Here is a 22,626-nt window from a genome sequence, read left to right as displayed (position 1 = left end):
TTTATATCGCTTTCGATATTTTAATTTTATATCATTTGCGATATAATGTCAACTATTTTTTTCAAAAAAATAAAAAAATTTTTGAAAGGCATAAACTATGTTTCCAGACAGACTTAAAACTTTACGAAAAGAAGCAAAGCTTACACAAAAACAACTAGCTGAACAAATGCATACTAGTCAACCATCTTATCAAAACTGGGAAAAAGGAATTCGAACACCAACCCAAAAAAATCTCGAAAAACTAGCTGACATTTTTGATGTTTCTACTGATTACCTATTAGGCAAAACAAATATCAAAAACAGCAATGAATTAACCGAAACAGACATCACTAAAATCCTTGATACTGGTGTTGTAAGCTACGATGGAAAACCTATGACCGAACATGATAGAGAAATTTTAACACAAGTCATTAAGGATTATTTCGATGGGAACCTTAAAGAATACGATCAATAAACTTCGTGAAGAACTTGATGCAATTATCATTTATCGCAAAATCGATTACAAAGGACTAGCTATTATTCCCTTAAAAATAGTCATTGTCTGCACTAATCTTTCCAAAAAAGAGGAAGAACAAGTTATCCTTCATGAACTTGAACACATCAAGAAAAACCACGGCAAAAACTCTTATGCTTCTCCCATCCATTATTACAAACAAGAGGCAGAGGCTGAACACGGAAGAATATCTGCAGATATAGAGCACTACATCACCAATACTCCCAAAGAATATTGGAATACTTTTAATTTTCTAGGCTATTTTGGTATTAGTTCTGAATTTGAAAGTTATGTTGACGAACAATTTAATAGATATAAATAATTTTCAACACAAACAAAAAAAGCGACTAGATTTCTCTAGTCGTTATTTTAATTTATATACTTTCTCTTCCCAATTTAATTATCCAAAAATAAACATTTTTCAAGTTTTAAATCTAACAGAAATAATAATTAAATTCCTAATATAAGAAACGATTAATTTTTTCTAGTCACTTTATTCTACCTTATTAAAAACAAATCCCTTATTAATAGGAACTTCACCACGATCGCCCCCCAAACATTCTAACGAAAAATCATCATTAATTTTAAACACTAAATCATATGCATCTAAATTACTTCCTCCAAAATCTAACCTAACTTCTACATCTCCATCAATATATTCTTTATAATCAGCAATGTTCTTTATTTTTTTCATATCTTCAACTTTTTGAGCAATAACATCAACATCATCCACCATATCCACACTATACAAGCCTAAAAAAGTAACCCTATATTCTTCACTTCCCTTATCTATCCCCCTTGCAACTCTCAAAGAATTAGGATGCAACTGTTCATAAGAAAAAGTATCCGATTTTAAATCAAAAGTAACATCACTATTTTCATATCTTCCTATATATTTCTCCTTAAATTCAGTCACTAAAAGTTTTTGAAGTTCTTCATAAGTATCATCATATTTTTCCTTTACTTCCTCTATTTCTTCTTTAGCACTTTTCAAATCTTCAAATAAACTACTATTTTCAAAAACATATTTAGTCGTCGTTTTACCATCTGAAACGGTCAATATTTCTCTTTCTAAATCATAACTAAGTTTCGTATTGCCCGAAACAAGCATCTTATTGTCTACATCAATAGTGCCAGATACTTTATTTTTTCCGCTATTATATTCAAAATAATCATCTTTAAATTCAAAATATTCCTCAGAATCATAACTTATATATAAAGATGAATCAGAATCTTGTTCAACTTCATAATATCTTCCATTTAAAGAATTGCTAGAACAAGCTACTAAAACAAATATAGAAACAAAAGCTAAAAAAACTCCTAATAATTTCTTCTTCATAAAACACCTCTTCTAAAATTAAAATAAATCAGAATGGCTACCAGTTCTCAACAAATTTAAAATCAACTTATCATCATCAATCCAATAGATCAAAAGCCAATCAGGCTGAATATGACATTCTCTGACACCCTTATAATGTTTGCTGACAGTCAACTGATGATCTCTATATTTTTCTGGTAAACCATTTCCCTCTACTAAAATCTCTAAAACTTCTTCTAGCTTAGAGGCCTTAAACCCACGTCTCAAAGCTAATTTATAATCTTTTTTAAACTGATTATGATATTTGATTTTAAGCATCTAAACTCTCCAGCAAACTTTTAACATCAGTAAATTCTTCACTCATATTAACTCCCTTTAATGAATCCTCAATAATAGGCGTTAATTCATCAGCCCTAATAACAAACGGAATGCTGCGGGTAACCAACGATTGCTTCAAAAATAGTCGCAAGGCACTAGACAAATCTAAACCCATTGATTTATATAACTCCGTAGCCTCTTTCTTCATTTTATCATCAACCTTAAATGTAATTGTAGTCATAAACTTTATACCTCTTTTCTATACTAACATTATATCAATAATGTTAATATTTGTCAAGATTTATAATACACAATAAAATGCACTAGCTCCTACTAATGCACTTTATTCTATATCATTAACTAAAAAATACACTGCTTGGTTAATTTTTGGTTAGTTCTTCTACTACGATTATATAAAATGATTCAAAACACCTTTAAATTAAGCATTTATAAATTTATGTTGTTATAGCTTTATTATAACAAAAAGCTGCGCGCTTTTCTGATTTAAGAAACAAAAGGAAATGTTTGGCAGCACTAACTTGGGCTTCTGAATTTCTGGGACAGTATCCCTTACTGCCAGAAAGAACGCCTTCTGATGTCTCTTTCCTCTCTAGCAGGCACCCAGTGGTTTAAGCTGCCGTCCTTGATCATCAAAATTTGTCGGAAGCAGCCATTTTTCAAACTTAGCTTTCATACTGTGCCAATCGTCATCAATCATGGAAAACCAAGCAGTATCTCGGCTTCTTTGTTTGTAAACAGCTGCCTTTCGAAAAGTTCCTTCATACTGAAAGCCTAGACGCTTGGCTGCATGAACTGAAGCATGATTAAGGCTGTCGCATTTCCACTCATAACGCCTGTAGTGCAAAACATCAAATACATAAGCCATAACTAAAAACTGGGCTTCGGTCGCCTGACGCGACTGCTTTAACTGCGGCGAATATAGAACCCAGCCCATTTCTGCAAGGCGGTTCTTAGTATCGATCCGCATAAGAGAAAAGGTTCCTAGCACTTTTTGAGTGGCTTTGTCCTTAATGGCAAGATAATAGGGATCACGTGATGTCTCCATCATTTCAAAGTAAGTTTGAAAAGTTTTGATATCTTTAAACCCATCAATCGGCAAATAAGTCCATTGTTCAGGAACGCTGTCAGGCCCGTAAAAGCGATAAGCATCATCTAAGTGATCTTCAACAGACACCGGCTCAACGATTGTATAATAGCCGGTCAGTCGATCTATTTGAGGATAACTCCCTTGGGTAAAATGGCCGATAGCTTGCTGAAAATCATTATAGGGCATACGGTATTCTCCTTTCTCTGTCTATTAGACAGCGAAGTCAGCACTGCTGTAAAAACAAGTATGTCACAGTCAGCTTTTGAGCAGCTTGAAAGCTGCCTTTTTATCCGACTGTTTGTCTGATACAGAAGCTGAGTTAATTTACGCAATTGAAAAAAAGAGGCCGAGAAAATGAGAAGGCTCTAACAAAAGTCAGCTCATTTCTCGCCTCAAAATGTCAGTTTGTTTTCATTTTTAGTCCCAAAGGATCTTAATTTTTTGGAACGAAGACCACATGTTCATTAACAAAAGCGTTAAAGCCAAGGTGGCTCAGTTCACGGCCGTAACCGGAATTCTTGATACCGCCAAATGGCAGTTCCGGATGAGATGTCCAGCCGGAATTAATGAAACTCATACCCGTTTCAATCTTAGCAGCAACAGCTCTTGCATGATCCAAATCCTTACTGAAGACCGTTCCGCCCAGACCATAGTTGGAATCATTAGCAAGCTCAATAGCCTCTTCTTCAGAAGCCACTTTATAGATGGAGGCAACCGGACCAAAGATTTCTTGATTGTAAATCGGATTATCTTTGGTAATATCAGTCAGGACTGTTGGCATAACAAAATTGCCCGGATGGTCAATAACTTCGTTGCCGTAAGCAACATGAGCTCCATTATCCACTGCCAGCTTAATTTGTTCCAGCACTTCCTCTTTAGCATCAGCCGATGAGAGCGGAGCCAGTGTTGTCTCTGGATCCATAGGGTCTCCCCACTTAGCCGTTTTAAAGGTATCGACAACCATATTGACAAATTTTTCATAGTTATCGTCACCTACTACGATAAAGCGTTTAGAAGAGGTGCAAACTTGTCCAGCATTGTAGAGACGGGCAAAAAATATCGTGTCATTTAAGAGTTCAAAGTCGGCATCTTCCAGAATAATGAAGGCATCGTTACCGCCAAGCTCAAGTGCTGATTTTTTCAGATTTTTGCCAGCTTCTGCTGCAATCGAAGCTCCGCCCCGCTCAGAACCAGTCAGTGCAACTCCCTGTACACGAGGATCAGCAATAGCCTTGCTGACTTGTCCATAAGAAAGGAATAGATTTTTGAAGGAAGCTGCAGGTGCACCGGCTTCCAGTACTAAATCTTCAAAAGCCTGAGCAGAACCTGGGCAAATAGAAGCATGTTTGAGTACTGTAGGGTTGCCGATCATAAAGTTAGGGGCAAATACCCGCATAATTTGATAGAAAGGAAAGTTCCAAGGTTCTACCATAAACAGCACACCGACAGCCTGTTTAAGATAATAAGCGTCTCCATGTATATCTTCCAGCGGTTCAGGCTTTAAAAATTCCTCTGCTTTGTCAGCAAAATAATCTGCAATCTCAGCACATAATTCGACCTCGCCTTTAGCTTCTGTAAAGAGTTTACCCATGTCCTTCGTCATTATTTCAGCATACTTATCTGTATCGCGGCGTAAAATAGCTGCAACATTATGGAGCTGTTCTTTGCGTTCTGCTAAACCTCCTTCGCTGCGCCATTTCTTATACAGAGCATGGCCGTCTGCCAGTGCTTTTTCTAAATCAGCATCTGAGGCATTTGGAAATTCTTGTAAAACTTCATTAGTATAAGGGTAGGTTGTTTTATAGGCCATAATTTCCTCCTTTTTTGATTAAGCTGTCCGAAAAGCCACATAAACTCGCTTCAGGGCAGCAATTATGGTGTCTATATTCATTATAGCACTTTTGAAATCGATTTCAAAAAGAAAATTTGTCTCTAAAAATAAGCATATGGAAAATTGGGCCCTGATATATCCTTGTCTAAAATGGCCTCTAAAAGTTAAGTAAAGATTATGGCTCCCCTGCTAAAAGTCTCCTTCCACCGTGTGCCGCTCTCCCAAACGATAGTCATCAGCATTTTCAAACATTTGACCAAGTGATAAAGGCTGCCGTCCTGTCAGTTTGATAAAATCACTGACCGTTACATCAAGAAAACCTTCTGTAACTGCTGTCCCAAAGCTTACCATACCTTCTGACGTTGCTTGGATAGGACTCTTGCTGAAATCGCCCTCTGTATCTCTGGGCACACCGATAGAATCAAAATAAGCATACAATTCATCATCAGTAAGCTTGGTATAGGTGATAGTATTACCGGTCGCTGCATTAGCAATATCTAAAAATTTTTGATAAGAAATCGGCTCAAGACCATTGATATTAAGCACTGCACGATGCAGTAAATCATTTGCCAATGCACAGCTGGCAGCAAAAGCTGCGTCACGCCTTGAAATGAACCAAACACGGCCATCGCCCATATTTTTTGAAATGGCTTCTTCTTTTGCTTCTGCGGCTCTCAGATAGTCGCTGATAAAGGCTTCAGCAAACAGCGAATGACGCAGAAAAATATAATCGAGCGGTGTGTTTTGGATAATAGCTTCTGTGAAAGCGTGATCCCTGTTTTCGATACTGGGATTAAAAGGATGACTGGCAGAAAGGACAGAAGTATAAATAACTTGTCTGACATTGGCTTTGACGCAGGCCTCAATCACATTTTGGTGAGCCTTCCGCCGACTTTCTCCAACAAAGGGCATCGATATCAAAAGCACCTTATCCGCATTTTCAAACACCTTCACAAGATTATCCTGACTATTAAAATTAAGAACAGCAGTCGCAATTCCAGCATCCTGATAGGCTTTTAGCGCTTCTTCTGCCGGAGCAGTAAAAAACAAATCTTCCTTTGGAAGTAAATCTTGAACAAAGGCAGCCACCTGCGATCCAAAATTCCCATCAACACCATTAACAACAATCTTTGCCATGAGGACCTCCTAATTATCTTTCGAGTGACGCTGACCAACCTGAAAATCTGCTTCATGTTCAAACATGTAACGAACAGTTAAGGCTCTGTCTCCTGTTAGTTTTTCAAAATCATCAGTAAAAACAGCCATCTTGCCTTCACGAATAGCCTGAGCAAAGGTTACCATGCCTTCTGAAGAAAAAGGAGCTTCGGAATCTTCCTTGAATTCCCCATCTGTAGTGCGGGGAACTCCCATGGCATCAAAAACAGCATAATTTTCTTCATCAGTAATCGCCTGATAAGAAAGGTTATTGCCCGTCACTTCGTTGCCGATTTGCACAAATTCTGCCATAGTCAGAAGTTCCGGTCCATTGATATTTTGAATAGAGAAATGCAGATGGTCTGCTAAAAGGGCATGGGCAACAGCTTTTGCACAGTCTTTTCTCGAAATATAAGCCATTTTACCGCTGCCTTGACTGTTAGCCAGAGGAGTTCCGGCGCGGACAAAGGTAAAATAGTTGGTAATCATAGCTTCAGCGTACTGGGAATTTCGCAAAAAGATATAATCTAGGCCAGAATCTTTGATATATTTTTCAGTATAGGCATGGTCAATTTTCTCAACGCTGGGGTTTGTCGGATCAGAAGCATTAACTAAAGAAGTGTAAATAATTTTTTTGACTCCTGCCGCTTTAGCCGCATCAATAACATTTTTATGCGCAGCCTGACGTTTGGCACCGACAAAAGGCATTGAAATCAAGGCCAGCCTGTCTGCACCGGCAAATTTTTCAGCTAAACCTTCAACATGATTAAAATTCATCTGACGTGTTTCTACACCGGCCTGCCTATATTTATTCAATGCTTCCTGACTGTAGCCGCCAAAAATAAGTCTGTCTTTATCCTCAGTCAGCTCCAGCAGATAGTCTGCTGCAAGCCCGCCCAAATTACCATCGACACCAGTTAATAAAAGTTTTGCCATCGCTTTTTCCTCGCTTTTATATATGATAAAGCTATTATAATGTAAACGCTGACAAAAATACAGTTTTTATCTACACTTTATTTTGCAAAGAAAATATTTTTGCTTTTTAAAGCAGCAACTGTCAGTGGCTCAGAATGACCTGAATAGATGAGCACAGACCCGCCATAAGAAAAAATAACATTCTGTATACTCTTCTTTAATTCTAATAGGTCCCCTCCTGGGAAATGCGTCAATCCTAGCCCTCCTTGATAGATGGTATCACCTGCAATCAGTGCTTTATCCCTAGCAGCATAAAAACTAACTGAATCTGGTGAATGGCCTGGTGTATGTCTAATATCAAGATAAAACTGCGGATTGTTTTTTAATAGTATACGGTCAGAACCAAAGGGAAGGACGTTTTGAACGATTCTGTCTCCAACACATTGGCGGGATAGATTAAAATAAGGATCCAGAAGATAGCTCTGTGCTTTTGGATGCGCATAAGCATTAATCCCTAGTTTCTCTCTTAAAAAATCTACAGCTCCAGTATGATCAAAGTGCCCATGTGTCAGCAGTATCTTTTCAATCTGCCACTGCTGCTGCTCAATGACCTGCAGAAGCAGTTCGCCTTGTGCTCCCGGATCAATGATAAAACCTGACTGACTGATTTCATCAATAACAAAATAGGTATTGACGGTGAAAAAATCAGAGACGGAAATTTTTTGAATCATAAGACTAACTCTCTTTTAAGCACTAAATCCGGCAACCTTCTGGTCCGCATGATAAGTTGTCATCAGATTCGGATTCTGAAAGCTCTTCGAGATAAGCTTGACGCAGAGCTGTTTCAAAACCTTGCTGCGATTGTGCTCCGGCAACAGCATAACGATCATCAATGACAAAATAAGGTACTCCCGAGATTCCCAATTGTCTCGCCTCTTCTTGGTCGGCAAGAACTTGTTGCTTAAAACGCTCCCCTTCTAAAAATGTTTCTACGGTTTCCTGATCGAGACCAGCTTGCACAGCAGCAGCTAAAAGAACTTCATAATCAGCTAATTCCTTATTATCAGCAAAATAGGCTTGGAAAAGTGCTGACTTCAGTTCCTCTACCTGCTCTTTGCTGCCAGTTTCCTGAACAAGCTTTGTTAAACGGTGAGCATCCATTGTATTTGTAAATAAAGTAGAGAGATAATTAAAGCTCAAACCTTCCTGTCTGCCTAAGGCAGAAATTTGCTCGATTCGCTGACCTGCTTGCTCATAGGAAATACCATATTTTTGAGCAAAACGCTTTTGAGTAGGCCCAACTGATTGCACAGGTGCATAAGGATCCAACTGGAATGCTTTCATCTCAAAGCTTACAATATTCTCCAGTCCCAGCTTGTTAATCGCTTTTTTTAAGCGTGTTTCGCCGATATAGCAATACGGGCAAGCATAATCAGACCAATAAGTAATTTTCATAAGAATCAATCCTCCCAGTAATAGAACATGTTCTATTACTTTTTCTTGCTATTATAGAACATGTTCGATATAATGTCAATAAAAAAATATCAAGGAGAAAATAATGCCTGCTGGACGACCTTCGAAGCAAACAAACAAGAAAAATAAGGACAGCCGTTCATATCTGGTTGCAGCTGCTTTAGAACTCATTAAAAAGGGAGAACCCCTTAATGTTCGTACTGTCTGCAGTCGATCCGGCTTGTCAACTGGAACTTTCTACTATTATTTTCAGGACAAAGATGACTTACTAGGCTACTGTCTTACCCAGTCTCTTACCAGCAGACCAGTCGAATTCTGTAATGAACTCCCTCTAAGTCAACAAATTTTTACTGTTTATTTGCCCTTACTGCAGCAATATCAAGATTTAGGCAAACCAGTTATGCGGCAGTTCTATACAGGGAGCAACAGTTCATTAGCGCGCTATATGGGAGAAACAAAGGGACAGTTTTTAGAAGGGACAGTCATGTTTGATTCTCAAAAGCTCATAAAAAAAGCAATCCAAACCGGAATGCTGAGCGAAACAACAGATAGCTATAAATTAAGTGCAGACATCTGTATTTTAATCAAAGGCAGCGTTTTCGACTGGTGCTTGTCTGATTATAAAGATAAGCTTATTCCCACAGCTAAACGTTTACTGGAAAACTATTTAGCCGCTTTTTCTTCCCAATCGGTATAGGTACGCCCCCATTGACAAATTTGCCGAAGTAAGGGGATGAGTTCTTCTCCTACCTCTGACAGACTGTATTCGACTTTTGGGGGAACCTGAGCATACTCTTGACGGATAATCAATCCGTCTTTTTCTAATTCTTTCAGCCGGCTTGAAAGCATCTTATGGGTAACTGTCCCAAGTGCTTTTTTTATTTCGCCGTAGCGCATGACGCCATATTCTGACAGCCAAAAAAGGATATGCATTTTCCATCTGCCGCTGATAAGTGATAAAGCACGGTTAAAAGGGCCCATATTGATATTTTTTTCAATAGCTTCATTATTTTTCAACATAATACTCTCCTTTATGATAGTATCTATCTTTTTTGTGCGTTCTTGTCAAAAAGATAGGCATGCTTTAAAATTAAGATATCAAAAATAGAAGGAGAAAGCAAATGCCTCAATATGATTTTTTACAGACCTATACTTTAAAAAAAGGAGCAACCCTCAAAAACCGTGTAGCTATGGCACCTATGACAACAAAGTCCAGTTATTATAATGGTGCACTCACTGACGATGAGATTCGCTATTATAGCATGCGCAGCGGCGGGGTCGGCATGCTGATTACGGGAGCCTTCAGTGTTCATCCTTTAGGAAAGGGTTTTGAAGGCGGTCCGGCAGTTTGGAATGATGCATACCTTTCTCAGCTACAGCGCCTGGCCAGTGCGATTAAAGTCAATGGCACCAAAGCCATTATACAGCTCTTTCATGCCGGACGAAAATCTACTACAAGCATTTTAAGAGGGGAGCAGCCGGTTTCTGCTTCTGCTGTTGCTGCTGAATGGCCTCCAAATTCTGAAGAACCTCGGCCGCTATCTGAAAATGAAATTGACGAAATTATTCAGGATTTTGCTAAAGCAACAAGACGGGCCATCCAAGCTGGTTTTGACGGTGTGGAAATCCACGGAGCCAATACTTATCTTATTCAGCAATTCTTTTCCCCGCACTCCAACCGCCGGACAGACAGCTGGGGCGGCAGCCGCAGAGAGCGGATGCGCTTTGCTGAAGAAATATTAAAGGCGGTTAAAACTGTTATTTCAGAATATGCAAAAACAGATTTTATTCTTGGCTACCGTTTGTCTCCAGAAGAACTGGAAACTCCAGGAATTCGTTTAGAAGACAGTCTTGATTTTGTGGAACACATTCAAAAAGATATTGATTATCTTCACCTCTCCATCGGAAGCTATAACCGTACCAGTTTAAATAATAAGAACGATACTGTACCCTTAGTCAGCCATTTTAAAAAAGTGCTTAATCCGTCTGTGCCTCTCATTACAGTTGGCACAATCAAGTCTCCTGCAGATGCCCAAGCCGCTATGGCATTAGGAGCAGATTTTATTGCACTAGGCCGTTCTTTAATCAATGAACCCAAATGGGATGGGTGCAAAAAGTTGAAACAAACAGTGAAAAATCAATCCGTTATCAATTAAACCCTGTAGATATGGACGATTTAGCTATCCCTGCCGGAATGCAGGACTACCTTCTAACGATCTATAAAGACGCCATTGACTTTACCACTAATACTGTTAAACAGGAATTCGGTCAACAAATGGCTCCCATGGAAGGCTATAAAAAACAGTAAAAGAGGGTAATTATGATTGATATTTATTATTTAGATGACTATAAATTAAAACATCATCTGCATTATAATAGTGAAGATTTATTTGTACAAGAGATGGTTGCCATGTGGCCGCCCTTTCAGGATCATTTCAAAGTGACCAAAATTCTTTATCAAAATCAGGAAATCCCCTATCACGGACAGCTGGGTAATTTGTATCATTTTATGCTGCCGTTTTTAAAAAATAAGCAAAGCTGAAACTTTTTTAAGGTTAATTCTTAATACTTGAGGCAGCATATAAATTCAAAGAAAAGGATGCAATACATCGCAGCCAATTTTTTCAAAGCTTTCTGACTGCAGCTTAAACTTTTTTTATGAGGATACAGAGCCCTACGTGTCCTTTTTATGAAAGACAGCCGTCTGCAAGATGAACTGCAGTTAAGTAAAAATGACAGCAATAAGCTTCTTAAAATTCAAACAGCTATCAATAGATTGTAACTTCAGAGATGTAATCTCATTTTTTAAAAAGTGATGATCGTCTTTTAAGAGCCTTTCACTTAGCCATTCTGTAAAAAGAAGGGCAGGACAACAATCAGCAGACCGTAAGAAATCTGACTTGTCCTGCTCCTCTTTTTTTATTGACAGGCCTCTAGCTTACACAAGATTATAACCTGCTTCTTTTAAAACCTTCTGGGCTTTTTCTGCCTCATCTGATTTAATAAGTATATAATCGGTCTTAAAAGTCGACAGCGCAAAAATACTGATGCCCTCATCTGCTAACAGTCCGGAAAGTCGTGATAAAATCCCAATAAGAGAAAAATCCAGCTCTCCTTCCACACGAAAGGCGATCCAACCGTCCTCACGTTCTGTGGCATTAGCAGGAACATATTCAGTCAGGCAGACCAGCGATTTTTCTTGATCTGTCTGACCGATAAACAAATAGGGCTGTTCCCAATTAACTTGACTGTAATCTGTGACTTTACAAACAGAAAACATTTCAGAAATAAATGTCAGCTGCATAAGTTTCCTCCTATTAACTAAAACCGTAACTTGCTTTTTCACTGTTATTATAACATATGATTTTTACTGAAGTCTGGCTTTTCCGTACTGAATTCAATTGCCTCCGATTCCTGCCTTTTAAGGTAAATCTGATAAAAACAAATCTGACTGTATTGGATTAGGACGCAGTTCGGCACAAAATATAAAGTTGACTTAGGTTCCGCCCCCAAGACCAGTATTGACTGTCGAAGGAAAATACTCGGCAAGCATTGCAAAATGCAGGAAAACAGTACCGCCAATATCATTTATCCAGCTATTATTATCTGTTTTAGCAAAAGGAATGATAAAAGACAAAGACAGCAACCCAAAACCAAATATAACGATACAGACTGAACAAGGTAAATGCCTTTTATTTAAACCGATTGCGGTAGTCTCTCGGAGTCTGCCGGAAAACTGACTTAAACACCTTGTCAAAATAGCTGCGGCTGCTAAATCCGGTTTTTCTGGCGATATCATCAATGCTGTCATCGCTTCCTCTGAGAAAATAACAGGCCTGATTAAGGCGGAATTCTTTGACAATATCAGTAAAACGATGATGGACATACTGTTTCAGGAAACGCATCATAGAACGTTCCGTATAGCCAAAGTGGGAAGCAAGATCCGACAGACTGATACGGCGGCTGTAATTCTCTTGAATAAAGCGCAAAATTTCCGATATATTGGGGGCACCAGCTGATTTTGACTTTATTTTAGCGTCCAGTTTATCTTGATAAAGTCTAGTGAGATGCAATAACAGTGAAGTCATATAGGACACCATTATCATATCATAGTAGGGTTCTTTCAAGATGAATTCTTCAATAATACGGTAAAGACAGGCTATAACATTTTTATCTTTTAAGTGAAAAATTTCAAAGTGGCTTTTAGAAGTGTTGGCATAGAGGGAATTTGTATAAAAGAAAGCCATAAAGTCTGTTTCCTTAAACAGATCCATGAAGTTTCCCATAATAAGCTCCCGTCTGATGAGGAGGTTAAAAATAATGCTCTTTTCATCGGGGATAATGAGCTTATGAACAGACTGAAGATTTAACAGGCACAAATCACCAGCTTGAAGTGTGACTACTGTGCCGTTAATATCTGTTACTGCCGATCCTTGATAAACATAAACCATCTCAAAAAAATCATGACTATGATAAAGACTTTCCCGATAGTGTATTCCTTGCTTTTGATCTTCTTGATTAATCATTTCAAGTTTGATAGTTATATGAGTTCCGGATGTAAATTCAATGTCCTGATAAAGGGGAAGATAGACATCTGATGTATTAAAATACTTTAAAATAGCCTGTAGTTCTTTATTATCAGGATGAATTTCAAGATTAGTCAGGTAAGAATTAACATTATGCTTAGAAAGATAGGTGCTTGTTTTCTCAGCAGCAACCATCTCATCAATAATCTGCGAATGAATCATATAGCCACAACTCCTTTATAAAAATTATAAAGCATTTACGAGAAGCTGTCATTTTTTTACATAAATCTTGTCTGTTTTTTAGATAGCTTTTTAGGACGTATTCTTTTAAAATTGTAAGCGAATACAACTGTAGAAAATACGGGATAAAAGAGGAAATAAATATACCATGTTTGCTTTGCTTTTTTTATGGGCTTTGTATCTTGTGAATCGAACACGCCCTAGGAGCTGTGCAAAAAAGATGGCCCTCCCTTGAGTCTTTAGTGACTCAGCAGTCAGGCTCCTATTTTTGCTTTGCTCTTCTCACGGGCTTTGTATCTTGTGAATCGAACACGGGCTAAACGCTGCGGGGAAAAGATAGCTGCCAGCGTGATGCAAGACATCACTTGCCACCCCTTATTTTCCTTTTGTGTTTATCAGGCCCTTTGTATCTTGTGATAAAGGAGATTATAATGAATTGGAAAAAAATGCCTCAACTGTGGCTAATTGGTTTTGCACTTCTCTTGTCTTTTCATATTGGGACGATTGAGACTGCAAACGCACAAAGCAAAGAAGAACTGACAGAAAACTTTCAAACACCGAGTGCAGATAACAAACCTTTAACGCGCTGGTGGGTCCCGGGGACACAGTTAACAAAGGAGGAAATAAAAAAAGAAATCGAATCTATGGCTAAAGCAGGCTATGGCGGTGCTGAGGTTGTCCCTGTCTCTACAGAAGGCGGAGATGGTGAAGGCAGTATTAATTGGGGTGATGATGCTTGGAAAGATTTAACATCATATATGTTAAAAATAGCTGGAGAAAATAATTTTACCATAGACTTTACAATGACGCCTGCTTGGCCGCTGGCTTTACCAACAGTCACCGATATCAATGATCCTTCACAGGGAGCTCAGATGGAGCTGGATGGAGCGCATACTGATGGGATTACAAAGAAAAAACCTTTCAAAGGAGAACTTCCAACCTCAAAAGAGGTCAAAGAAGACCTAAAAGGAACTAACATCAAACCGACTCTAGCAGCTGTAACTGTTGCTAAATACTCAGATAAAAAGAAAAAAATACTTGATTTTGATTCTGTAGAAACACTGGATTTATCGAAGGATATTACACAGACCGATAAAGGTTACACCGCTTCTTTTACACCCAAGGATGATGGCGAATATGTCCTCTTTGCATGGTATCAGCACCCTTCGGCCAACACAAAATACGGTAATAACCAAATCGATCATTTCAGTAAAAGTGGGACACAGCAAATTATTGATTATTGGAAAAATAATCTGCTGCCTGCTTACGGTGAAGACACAGAGAACATTCGCTCACTCTTTATCGACTCTCTGGAGTTTGAAACGCATTTAGACTGGACATACGGCGTTCTTGAGGGTTTTCAGGCAAAAAAGAACTATAATCTGGCTGCTTATCTTCCTGCGCTATACGATACAGATGCTGTTGGCAATTACATGGGAGAGCCTGAACCTGACTTCACTTTTAACAAAAATACTGAGGCAGTCAAAAATGATTTTAAATCATACATGACAGAACTCTACATTACTAACCATATCCAGCCTTTAAAGGACTTTGCCCAAAAATACGGTTTAAGCCTGCGTTACCAAACATCTTATGGCAAAAATTTGGAGACGGCACAAACAGCCCTTTATCCGGATATTCCAGAAACAGAGACACTTTACGGCAGTGATTTTCTTGATTTTTATCGGCTTCAGGCGGGCGCTGTACATATTACTGATAAAACAATTTATTCAATAGAGTCGGCAGCCGAATGGACCGAGCAGTGGAATGACAAAAATTCTAAAACCGGAGAGTATAATACACGCGGAAACGGTCTGAAAAACTCCGGTAATTATGAGCAGACTTTCCAAAACCATATCTGGCATGATCAACGTGCTTTTGCTGCAGGGGTTAATCAAGTTGTTTTTCATGGCTACGCCTATAATGGTCAATACGATGGAGACGGCAGTGAAAACGGCTATAACAAAGATGTACAGTGGCCGGGATTTGATGGTTTTGGTCCTTCAAGCTGGTCTAATTCCTGGGGAGAACGGCAGCCGAATTGGATATATGCTGGGACTTACTTAGATTTTATTACACGCAATCAGTATGTCCTGCGTCAAGGTCAAGCTAAGGTAGACTTAGCTATCTATGACCACAGCTACTATGAAACAATCGATTTTATTGGTTCTAAAAAGATTTTTAACAGTAAGAAATTAGAACAAAATGGCTATAGCTACGATTTCTTGAGTCCTTCAGCCTTTGAACTTGACAATATGACTGTCAGCAACAAGCGTTTGGATGCCAGCGGAGCCTCCTACAAGGCTCTTATTCTTAACAATCAGAAAGAATTGACAAAAGCTGCAGCAGAAAAAATCTTAGCTTACGCCCGCGATGGTCTGCCAATTATCATTATTGGCGAAAAGGCCAATCGTTCAGCTTATTATAAGGACGGCAGCGTCAAGAAATTGATGGCAGATCTTCAAAAAGAAAAGAGTATTATTTCAGTTGATAAGATCGGCGATCTTGTATCCAGTCTTAAGGAAAACGATATTATAGCAGATGCCAGCTACTCAGCTAAATTATTAGCCAACCACCGCAGCGAAGATAATATTGAATACTATTATCTTTATAATTACGGCGATAACGACAGCTTTCGCAATGTCGCTGAAACCAAACGGCTTCAAACTAAAGTAACTTTGCAAGGGCAAGGCCGTCCCTACCTTTTAAACGCTTGGACTGGACAAATTACTCCGATTGCCGAGTACAGCAAAAAAGAATCTTCCGTAACAGTCAGTGTTGATATAGCAGCTAATGATTCGATTATTATAGCTTTGCTTAAGGATGAAACTGCTAACCCAATCAGCAGTAAGAATGTAGAAGAGGTTGCTTATAACAGCAGCAACCAACTGATTGTTAAGGGCAGCAAATCAGGTGAAGTCACTATAGATGGTCAAACCCAGACAGTCGAATTAGAAAAAGCCGAAAAATCTCAGAATCTGACTAAATGGGATTTGACTGTTGAGAGCTGGACAAAAGGAGAAACACCTTCAGAATCAGCTCTTACAACTATTAATGTCGGAGAATTGGATAAACTTCAGTCTTGGGATAAGATCAAAAAACTCAAAAATGTATCGGGTGTCGGAACTTATAAAACGACGGTGACTTTGAATAAGGGCTGGGCCGAACATCAGGGAGCCGTCCTTGAATACGGACACATCAGAGATGCTTTTGAAATAAAGGTCAACGGCCAGACAGTGCAAACCAGTCAGACCGAGACTCAAGTTGATGTCGGTCCTTACTTAAAGTCCGGAGAAAATACAATTGAAATTACTGTAGCAACTTCTCTGCTTAACGCTGTTTTAAAAGAAAATACAGATGATTTAAGAGATAAAGCCTCATATGGCTTGACAGAAGCCATCACTCTTTCTCCTTACAGTTATCAGGTAATCGCAGAATAAAGAACTCAGGCCTGATTGCTGCTGCTAACCGGAGACAGTGTTTTGCTAAAACGGGCCAAAAGATTTTTTGAGAACAGTTGAAAACCCCTATACTTTAGATATCAAAATCAAAGTACAAGGGGTTGCCTGTTTAAATAGCAAACTTCTATGAAAAGTTCATGAAACTGAATCAGTTTCATTTTTTGCTTCTGCTGATGACGGATTCCAAAAAGCATTATTTTAGGTCTAAACCAGACAAGACTGCTGTTTTAGCTCTTTAATCAAACTGGTAAAGCTGAGGATACTGATCACACTTGGGATTTTTTGGATGACAGATAGTACGGCCGAAAATGATCATGGCCTGATGGGCAGGAAGCCATAGTTCAGGCGGCAAAACATCTGTCACGCGCTTTTCAATTTCTAAGGGCGTAGCCGACTGCCTGACAATCTTATGGTGCTTGCAAATTCTGGAAACATGGGTATCTACTGCAAAAGCCGGGATACCAAAACCTACTGATAAGACGACATTAGCAGTTTTCCGGCCAATACCGGGCAAACTTTCCAGCTCTAATCTGGTTTTGGGAACTTGTCCGTCAAAACGCTCTAAAAGCTGAACGGACAGTTCATGCATAAATCTCGCCTTATTGCGGTACAGTCCCAGCTTAGAAATATACGGTTCAATGTCAGCAGGTCTGGTTTCGGCTGCTTCTTTAGGGCTTGGAAAACGCTCAAAAAGAGCCGGAGTCGCCTTATTGACTGCAGCATCTGTTGTCTGAGCCGACAGCATTACTGCTATCAAAAGCTCATAGTGATTGCGGAAATCTAAACTGGGCTTTGCGTCTGGAAAAAGGGCAATAATCTCTTCGATGACATGACGCGCTCTTTTCTTGGATAACAAATCCATATGTCCCCTCCGATTAATGATACCTTATTATACCAAAATACTCTGATTTTAGCAGATTTAAATGATATGCTCTCTCAATTAACGATATGCAGAAAAATGAGGATTTTTTGCATTATTTACTAATGCAAAAAGCAAGAACACGGTCTCCAAACTTGACTGTTCTCACCTTTTTAAAACAACACTACCTTCTTTGACAAATATGCAGAAAAAAGAATCAGGGAGATTTTATCAAAACCTAAAAACTGAAGAGTGGGGGAAAATGACTGCTGGTTTGTGTTGACTTATTTAAAGAAGAAAACAGTCTTTCAATTCATTTCCTAGATTAGTCAATTCTAGGAGAAGTTAATCGTACCTTAACCATAATTTAAAATAACTCAGAAAATTGAGACGATCAACTTAACAGAACTCTAACAGTAATGATAGATCTTACTCTTAGTCCGGTTGCTGGCCATCATGTGCCTGCCATTTGCAGTCAGTCAGCTCCATGTTTGTAAAATGGGCTGTAAACGAAGAGTTCTCAGGCGAACAAGCATAAAGACCGAAACGGATTGTTCCGCTGCCTTTATGTAAATGGCAGACCCTCATCTGCCGGAAAACAAGACCGTCATCCGAACACTCAATGCAGTAATCGCTCTCTCTGCGGCTCAGCCTGTACCACATCGATTTCACTGAACTGTCAATTTCAGTGCTGGCCCAGTCAGAATAACCCAAATTTGTCACAACACTTCCTAAATGCTGAAAATCAGCATTCTCATATTCAACTGAACCTTTCAGCCAATTCTCAGCATCCAGATAAAGGACAATTCCGCACTGATCAAAGCGTGTATGACTGCCGGAAAAATCTGTTTTTACTGTAAACGAAAAAAAAGGCTCATTGCTTTCCATCTGCAAAACAGGGGCATTATCATTAACAAAATGATAGTAGGTTTTTTGCCATAAATCCGTATGAGGTGCGGTCGTGATAGAGATGCAGTCATCCGTAATTGAAAAATCTTCAGGCTGACGCGTCCACTTTAAATCCTGACTGTTAAATGCTTTCATTCCACTGTTCTCCTTTTTCATCTTTTTTATATTTTATCATAAAAAAGCATAAACTTCTGCCCAGCATAGCCTCGCAGAGATAAAAACAGATCAGCAAGAGATGTAACTAATAAAAAGCAAAAGCCCTCAGAACTTTGCTCTAGGACTCTATTGCTTTTTGATTCAACTTTTCAGGAAACTTATCAGCTGATTCTCCCAAAAGACTTTTTTTAAAAGTCATCCTGCGGCAGGTTTTGCTGCTGCAAATAAAAGAAGATATCGCCATAAGTGCCTGAGTAGTTTAAATCCTGACCTTTATAAGTTAATTTTACAATCTTATAGTAGTCTGCGATTTCTGTTGAGTTCGTCTGCTGTGACTGTTTAAACTCCTCATATGACGGATAGGAAACCGTCCTTTCCTGATTAGCAGCATCTAAATACATTATTTCAATCATTGAAATCCTCAATTCTATTAAGCCTTTAGCTTAAGGGGGGTTACACCATTCTATCACACCAACAAGAAAAAGCCAGTCGAACGACTTATGACTTAAATATGCAAAAGTTATACAGGAAATGTGCGAAAGGCAGCCAATCATAAAGCTGCAGTTTTACAGTTCCCCTTTCAAACGGCATAGCTGTAGTCTTACCCAATCAGGAACTGTCCTGAAATAAGTCAGTAAAGTTCTCCTGATTAGCCCTCCTGCTGGTTTTTAATAAAATTTAATAATAAAGAAAATTTGCTCAGACGCTTCAAAACGATATTATTTATGTAATAAGCTGTTCAAAGCAGCTAAAATAGGATATAATAGCTTAAAAATATCTGGCTTTCCCATCTGAAAGTAAGGGTAAGAGTGTTGCAATGTTGGTCTGGTCTGCAGTCAACGTTAGCAGATGGGGCAAAGAGCACCTAAAGCTGACGGCTGTTCTTGCTTTAGCTATAATCCTTTTTTGCCTTACTTGTCGGCTGATTTAGCATCCCTTTTTCTTGGTTTTAACCGGAAAAAATGAGACTGAAAACCCTAAGAGCAGTAGTTAACGATTTAGAAAGCGAGGCTGAATAGTGTTGTTTCTGATGCATTATAGCTTTTTTTCAATTTTTATACTCTTTCTACTTTTTTTATTTAGTTTTCCTTGGTGCCAGCAGCATAAGGTATTGACCGTGTTTATCTATATTATAAGCTCTATACTCTTCTTTATCCTTTCAATTTATTTAGTGCTACTTGGGGCATATGGTGGTAGTCCTACAGCTGAACGGGTAATCTACTACTTCTTATTTCGTGGAGAACTGACAATTATTCTGTTACTTTGGACTGTGGTCAACGTTAGCAGCTGGGGCAAAGAGCATTTGAAATTGACGGCGGCTGTATTTACTTTAGCTATAATTCCTCTTTCCTTGCTTATCAGCTGCTTTGCTTTTCCTTGGGACTAAATAGCTAAGCTGAAAGTTCAGTTATCAGACATTCAGGAAGGAAAAATCATGAGTGGTTTTTCTATTTAGTTTCCCTTGGTTTCAGCAATACAAGCTAAGCTGCTAATTTCATTTATCGATATTTTAGGTTGTCTATTATTTCTGTTTTACCGCTATCCATCAAGGCCTATGGGATTTCGCGGATGTATCTCTGCTAAAGACACTGGAGAGCGGGACCCCCCCCCCCCGACGATAGAGTCCGTTGTCACGCCCCCACAAAACCTAACAGCCATTAATATAATTATCGTTTCTTTAGACTTTTCACCCTAAATAAAACCTAATAATAATGAATGACCCCACAGCCATTCTTGCTTCAAATTCATCTTGCTCTGATTGTTGCCGGTTTATACTGCTGTTTCTACTCTTGCTATATAAACTAGTGCTCCACAGTTAGAGGAGTTACTTAAAAATAAAACAGCTCCTTCCTTCCCATCGAATTTAAAAAGGACCAAAGAATTTAACGTTCTTTAAATTTTTTATATAAGCAGAATAAAGAAAAATAAATAAGTGAGTATTGGAACAATATATTTTCTTGGATGCTTCCACAATTCCTTTTTTATTTTCCAATTTTCGATATAAAAATATTTTTCCAAAAATAAATATATCACAGATTCAAATATAGTATATAACCAGACCCATATCAAAAATATCCAACTATGAGTAATATAAATATATAAAACCGCAATTGTAGTATTTATTATAAAAAAATAATATAATAAACATCTTAAATACATAATATAAACGATGAGAGACTTAGGGAGAGAGCGTAAATGTGAGTTCAATTGTGGCGTACTAGAAATCAAAGTAGTTAGTGGGGTATTAGTAGAAGCAACTGTTAACAACATTGGAAATTTTAAACTTTCTGGCATATCTTGAAAAGATAAAACAAAAATAAACAGAATTGAAATAACAGAATTGAAATAAAAATATCTCTCCTTTACTATAGCAGTTAAAAAATAATTTTTGAAATTAAAGTAGCCACTTCTGCTTGATATATCATCTAAATAAAAGTAACTACTATCTCTTAAAACAAAAACTAATTCGACAATAAGTAAAAATAAAAGCAAGTAAATTGATTTTATTATGGGAATAATTAATAGTGAGGTAAAAATATAGATTACCACAGAAATCCTAGACACAGTTTTATTTGAACTAGCCCAATACCTAATTAGCCTAAATCCGCTCACAATAACTAAAAATGAATATAGAACAAGTAAGGTTATATTTTGCCAATTTTTTTCTCCAAATAGAATGACTAATAAAAATAATCTCTCAACTACATTAGATATAAAAGCTATACATAAGAATTTTAGATTGAATACTGGTAGTGAAATCGGAAGTTGGTAATAACCTTGAATCCTGTCTGATTTAAAATATGAAAAAAATAGTTGCCACGAACTTATCAAACTAACTAATAGCACTGAAAAGAGTAATATCGTCATATTATAACTATAAGAAAACGAATTTTTTATCATTAAAACTAATATTAATGAAATAAAAAACAGGTAAAACCTTTGTCGTGAAAATATATCTCTACAAATTGCTTTCCAAATCATCACTAGCCCCTTTAGATTTTATCAATTCTAACCATTTAAATAAATTTCCCTGAAATAAATTCAAATTACCATTTTCTAAAATATAAAGACTATCACATACACGAACTACGCTCTCTGCAAAATGAGTACTCATAAGTACTGTTCCGTATTTCTTATATAAAGCAACTCTTTGATATAAATATTCTGTTGCATCAAAATCCAGTCCATCAAATGGTTCATCTAAAATCAGCAAAGGTCGCCTTAGATATAAACCGGTTATTAAGAAAACTTTTTTCTTATTTCCAGTTGAAAGTTCTCGAATCTCTTTTTGATAGTAGTTTTCAAATTTAAATCCTTTAACAAGTTCAAATAGCTTTTCCTCCTCGATAGGAAGTCTATAAAGCTTACAAATCATTTCGATGTACTTTTCAAATGTCCAATTCAAAAAACTTTCGCTTTCCGCAAAAACAGTGTATTTATTGCGTCGATAAAATTCAGAATTTAAGTTTGAAGTTTTACCCAAGAACAAAAAATTATCTAAGCTGTAAATATTTTGGTTAAATACACTACTAAGAGTTTTTAGCAATGTCGTCTTTCCTGATCCATTTTTGCCAACTAAACCATAAACAGTACCCTTATTTAAAGTTAAATCAACTCCCTTGATTACCTGTTGCCCTTTTTTATAAGCTACTTCTAAATCTTGAATTTTAAGTAAGGTTTTCAATTCATTTCACTCCTTTATATACATAGAATCCTCCTACTAATACTAAAACAGGTACATAAGCAAATTCCCCCCTTAAAGCAAACAAAACTGATCCGATTAAAAAGCATATTCCAATAATAGTTCTAAATTTTTTATTCATTATTTAATTTCCTCTCTATGAAAAAAGCTACAAGGTACTC

At 37.7% G+C, this 22,626-nt stretch carries 25 protein-coding genes; 7 read left to right on the top strand and 18 right to left on the bottom strand.

Going from position 1 to position 22,626, the window contains the following annotated elements:
* Positions 1–97: 97 nt before the first annotated feature.
* Both AB3329_RS01705 and AB3329_RS01700 read left to right on the top strand, forming a co-directional pair.
* Positions 98–454 carry a helix-turn-helix domain-containing protein gene (locus AB3329_RS01705; RefSeq protein WP_368394016.1) on the top strand — a complete coding sequence of 119 codons (357 nt, stop codon included), beginning with the start codon at positions 98–100 and terminating at the stop codon, positions 452–454.
* Positions 426–815 carry a hypothetical protein gene (locus AB3329_RS01700; RefSeq protein ID WP_368394015.1) on the top strand — a complete coding sequence of 130 codons (390 nt, stop codon included), beginning with the start codon at positions 426–428 and terminating at the stop codon, positions 813–815. The genes AB3329_RS01705 and AB3329_RS01700 overlap by 29 nt, the downstream gene beginning before the upstream one ends.
* A 171-nt stretch (positions 816–986) precedes the next feature.
* Here AB3329_RS01700 and AB3329_RS01695 read toward each other — a convergent pair whose 3' ends face one another.
* The 9 genes from AB3329_RS01695 to AB3329_RS01655 all read right to left on the bottom strand — a co-directional run bounded on the left by AB3329_RS01695 (position 987) and on the right by AB3329_RS01655 (position 8,593).
* Positions 987–1,832 carry a hypothetical protein gene (locus tag AB3329_RS01695; RefSeq protein ID WP_368394014.1) on the bottom strand — a complete coding sequence of 282 codons (846 nt, stop codon included), beginning with the start codon at positions 1,830–1,832 and terminating at the stop codon, positions 987–989.
* A gap of 18 nt (positions 1,833–1,850) precedes the next feature.
* Positions 1,851–2,129 carry a type II toxin-antitoxin system YafQ family toxin gene (locus tag AB3329_RS01690; RefSeq protein ID WP_368394013.1) on the bottom strand — a complete coding sequence of 93 codons (279 nt, stop codon included), beginning with the start codon at positions 2,127–2,129 and terminating at the stop codon, positions 1,851–1,853.
* On the bottom strand, positions 2,122–2,370 hold the full coding sequence (locus tag AB3329_RS01685; RefSeq protein WP_368394012.1) for a type II toxin-antitoxin system RelB/DinJ family antitoxin: 249 nt from the start codon (positions 2,368–2,370) through the stop codon (positions 2,122–2,124). Before AB3329_RS01685 ends, AB3329_RS01690 begins: the two co-directional genes overlap by 8 nt.
* 369 nt (positions 2,371–2,739) lie before the next feature.
* Positions 2,740–3,423: a GNAT family N-acetyltransferase gene (locus AB3329_RS01680; protein ID WP_368394011.1), complete on the bottom strand. Its 684-nt coding sequence runs from the start codon at positions 3,421–3,423 to the stop codon at positions 2,740–2,742.
* A gap of 247 nt (positions 3,424–3,670) precedes the next feature.
* Positions 3,671–5,047: an NAD-dependent succinate-semialdehyde dehydrogenase gene (locus tag AB3329_RS01675; protein ID WP_368394010.1), complete on the bottom strand. Its 1,377-nt coding sequence runs from the start codon at positions 5,045–5,047 to the stop codon at positions 3,671–3,673.
* A 210-nt stretch (positions 5,048–5,257) separates the two neighbouring features.
* Positions 5,258–6,205, bottom strand: a complete 948-nt coding sequence (locus AB3329_RS01670; RefSeq protein WP_368394009.1) for an NAD(P)H-binding protein — start codon at positions 6,203–6,205, stop codon at positions 5,258–5,260.
* A 9-nt stretch (positions 6,206–6,214) separates the two neighbouring features.
* Positions 6,215–7,159 carry an NmrA family NAD(P)-binding protein gene (locus tag AB3329_RS01665; RefSeq protein WP_368394008.1) on the bottom strand — a complete coding sequence of 315 codons (945 nt, stop codon included), beginning with the start codon at positions 7,157–7,159 and terminating at the stop codon, positions 6,215–6,217.
* Positions 7,160–7,236: 77 nt separating this feature from the next.
* Positions 7,237–7,869: an MBL fold metallo-hydrolase gene (locus AB3329_RS01660; RefSeq protein WP_368394007.1), complete on the bottom strand. Its 633-nt coding sequence runs from the start codon at positions 7,867–7,869 to the stop codon at positions 7,237–7,239.
* A gap of 22 nt (positions 7,870–7,891) precedes the next feature.
* Positions 7,892–8,593: a DsbA family oxidoreductase gene (locus AB3329_RS01655; RefSeq protein WP_368394006.1), complete on the bottom strand. Its 702-nt coding sequence runs from the start codon at positions 8,591–8,593 to the stop codon at positions 7,892–7,894.
* A 103-nt stretch (positions 8,594–8,696) separates the two neighbouring features.
* Between AB3329_RS01655 and AB3329_RS01650 the strand changes: the two genes are divergently transcribed.
* The gene (locus AB3329_RS01650) at positions 8,697–9,308 is read left to right on the top strand and encodes a TetR/AcrR family transcriptional regulator (protein WP_368394005.1); all 612 of its coding nucleotides are present in this window, start codon (positions 8,697–8,699) and stop codon (positions 9,306–9,308) included.
* Here AB3329_RS01650 and AB3329_RS01645 read toward each other — a convergent pair.
* The gene (locus AB3329_RS01645; RefSeq protein ID WP_368394004.1) at positions 9,275–9,631 is read right to left on the bottom strand and encodes a winged helix-turn-helix transcriptional regulator; all 357 of its coding nucleotides are present in this window, start codon (positions 9,629–9,631) and stop codon (positions 9,275–9,277) included. The two genes, AB3329_RS01650 and AB3329_RS01645, sit on opposite strands and share 34 nt — an antisense overlap.
* 101 nt (positions 9,632–9,732) lie before the next feature.
* Between AB3329_RS01645 and AB3329_RS01640 the strand changes: the two genes are divergently transcribed.
* The 3 genes from AB3329_RS01640 to AB3329_RS01630 are packed head-to-tail and all read left to right on the top strand — an operon-like array spanning position 9,733 to position 11,153.
* Positions 9,733–10,767, top strand: coding sequence for an NADH-dependent flavin oxidoreductase (locus tag AB3329_RS01640; protein WP_368394003.1), 1,035 nt, complete (start codon positions 9,733–9,735; stop codon positions 10,765–10,767).
* Positions 10,710–10,919, top strand: a complete 210-nt coding sequence (locus tag AB3329_RS01635) for a hypothetical protein (protein WP_368394002.1) — start codon at positions 10,710–10,712, stop codon at positions 10,917–10,919. Before AB3329_RS01640 ends, AB3329_RS01635 begins: the two co-directional genes overlap by 58 nt.
* Positions 10,920–10,931: 12 nt before the next feature.
* Entirely contained in the window at positions 10,932–11,153 is a 222-nt protein-coding gene (locus tag AB3329_RS01630; protein WP_368394001.1) for a DUF4649 family protein, read from the top strand.
* Between the two features lie 396 nt (positions 11,154–11,549).
* On the opposite strand, the gene AB3329_RS01625 is transcribed toward AB3329_RS01630, so the two are convergent.
* The 3 genes from AB3329_RS01625 to AB3329_RS01615 all read right to left on the bottom strand — a co-directional run bounded on the left by AB3329_RS01625 (position 11,550) and on the right by AB3329_RS01615 (position 13,359).
* Entirely contained in the window at positions 11,550–11,915 is a 366-nt protein-coding gene (locus tag AB3329_RS01625; RefSeq protein ID WP_368394000.1) for an ACT domain-containing protein, read from the bottom strand.
* Between the two features lie 192 nt (positions 11,916–12,107).
* The gene (locus AB3329_RS01620; RefSeq protein ID WP_368393999.1) at positions 12,108–12,248 is read right to left on the bottom strand and encodes a hypothetical protein; all 141 of its coding nucleotides are present in this window, start codon (positions 12,246–12,248) and stop codon (positions 12,108–12,110) included.
* Positions 12,249–12,303: 55 nt separating this feature from the next.
* On the bottom strand, positions 12,304–13,359 hold the full coding sequence (locus AB3329_RS01615; protein WP_368393998.1) for a helix-turn-helix domain-containing protein: 1,056 nt from the start codon (positions 13,357–13,359) through the stop codon (positions 12,304–12,306).
* Between the two features lie 449 nt (positions 13,360–13,808).
* Between AB3329_RS01615 and AB3329_RS01610 the strand changes: the two genes are divergently transcribed.
* Positions 13,809–16,817: a glycosyl hydrolase gene (locus AB3329_RS01610; RefSeq protein WP_368393997.1), complete on the top strand. Its 3,009-nt coding sequence runs from the start codon at positions 13,809–13,811 to the stop codon at positions 16,815–16,817.
* 256 nt (positions 16,818–17,073) lie between these two features.
* Here AB3329_RS01610 and nth read toward each other — a convergent pair whose 3' ends face one another.
* The 5 genes from nth to AB3329_RS01585 all read right to left on the bottom strand — a co-directional run bounded on the left by nth (position 17,074) and on the right by AB3329_RS01585 (position 22,586).
* Entirely contained in the window at positions 17,074–17,700 is a 627-nt protein-coding gene (nth, locus tag AB3329_RS01605) for an endonuclease III (RefSeq protein WP_368393996.1), read from the bottom strand.
* A gap of 432 nt (positions 17,701–18,132) precedes the next feature.
* The gene (locus AB3329_RS01600) at positions 18,133–18,741 is read right to left on the bottom strand and encodes a DUF1349 domain-containing protein (protein ID WP_368393995.1); all 609 of its coding nucleotides are present in this window, start codon (positions 18,739–18,741) and stop codon (positions 18,133–18,135) included.
* Between the two features lie 209 nt (positions 18,742–18,950).
* Positions 18,951–19,175 (bottom strand): DUF4649 family protein, encoded by a 225-nt coding sequence (locus AB3329_RS01595; RefSeq protein ID WP_368393994.1) that lies wholly within the window; start codon positions 19,173–19,175, stop codon positions 18,951–18,953.
* Between the two features lie 2,546 nt (positions 19,176–21,721).
* On the bottom strand, positions 21,722–22,447 hold the full coding sequence (locus AB3329_RS01590) for an ATP-binding cassette domain-containing protein (RefSeq protein ID WP_368393993.1): 726 nt from the start codon (positions 22,445–22,447) through the stop codon (positions 21,722–21,724).
* 1 nt (position 22,448) lies between these two features.
* Complete coding sequence (locus AB3329_RS01585) at positions 22,449–22,586, bottom strand: hypothetical protein (RefSeq protein ID WP_368393992.1); 138 nt, start codon at positions 22,584–22,586, stop codon at positions 22,449–22,451.
* Positions 22,587–22,626 lie beyond the last annotated feature (40 nt).

The sequence above is a fragment of the Streptococcus huangxiaojuni genome, assembly GCF_040930515.1.
GTDB lineage: Bacteria > Bacillota > Bacilli > Lactobacillales > Streptococcaceae > Streptococcus > Streptococcus huangxiaojuni.
This window is presented reverse-complemented; position numbering and strand designations above follow the sequence as displayed.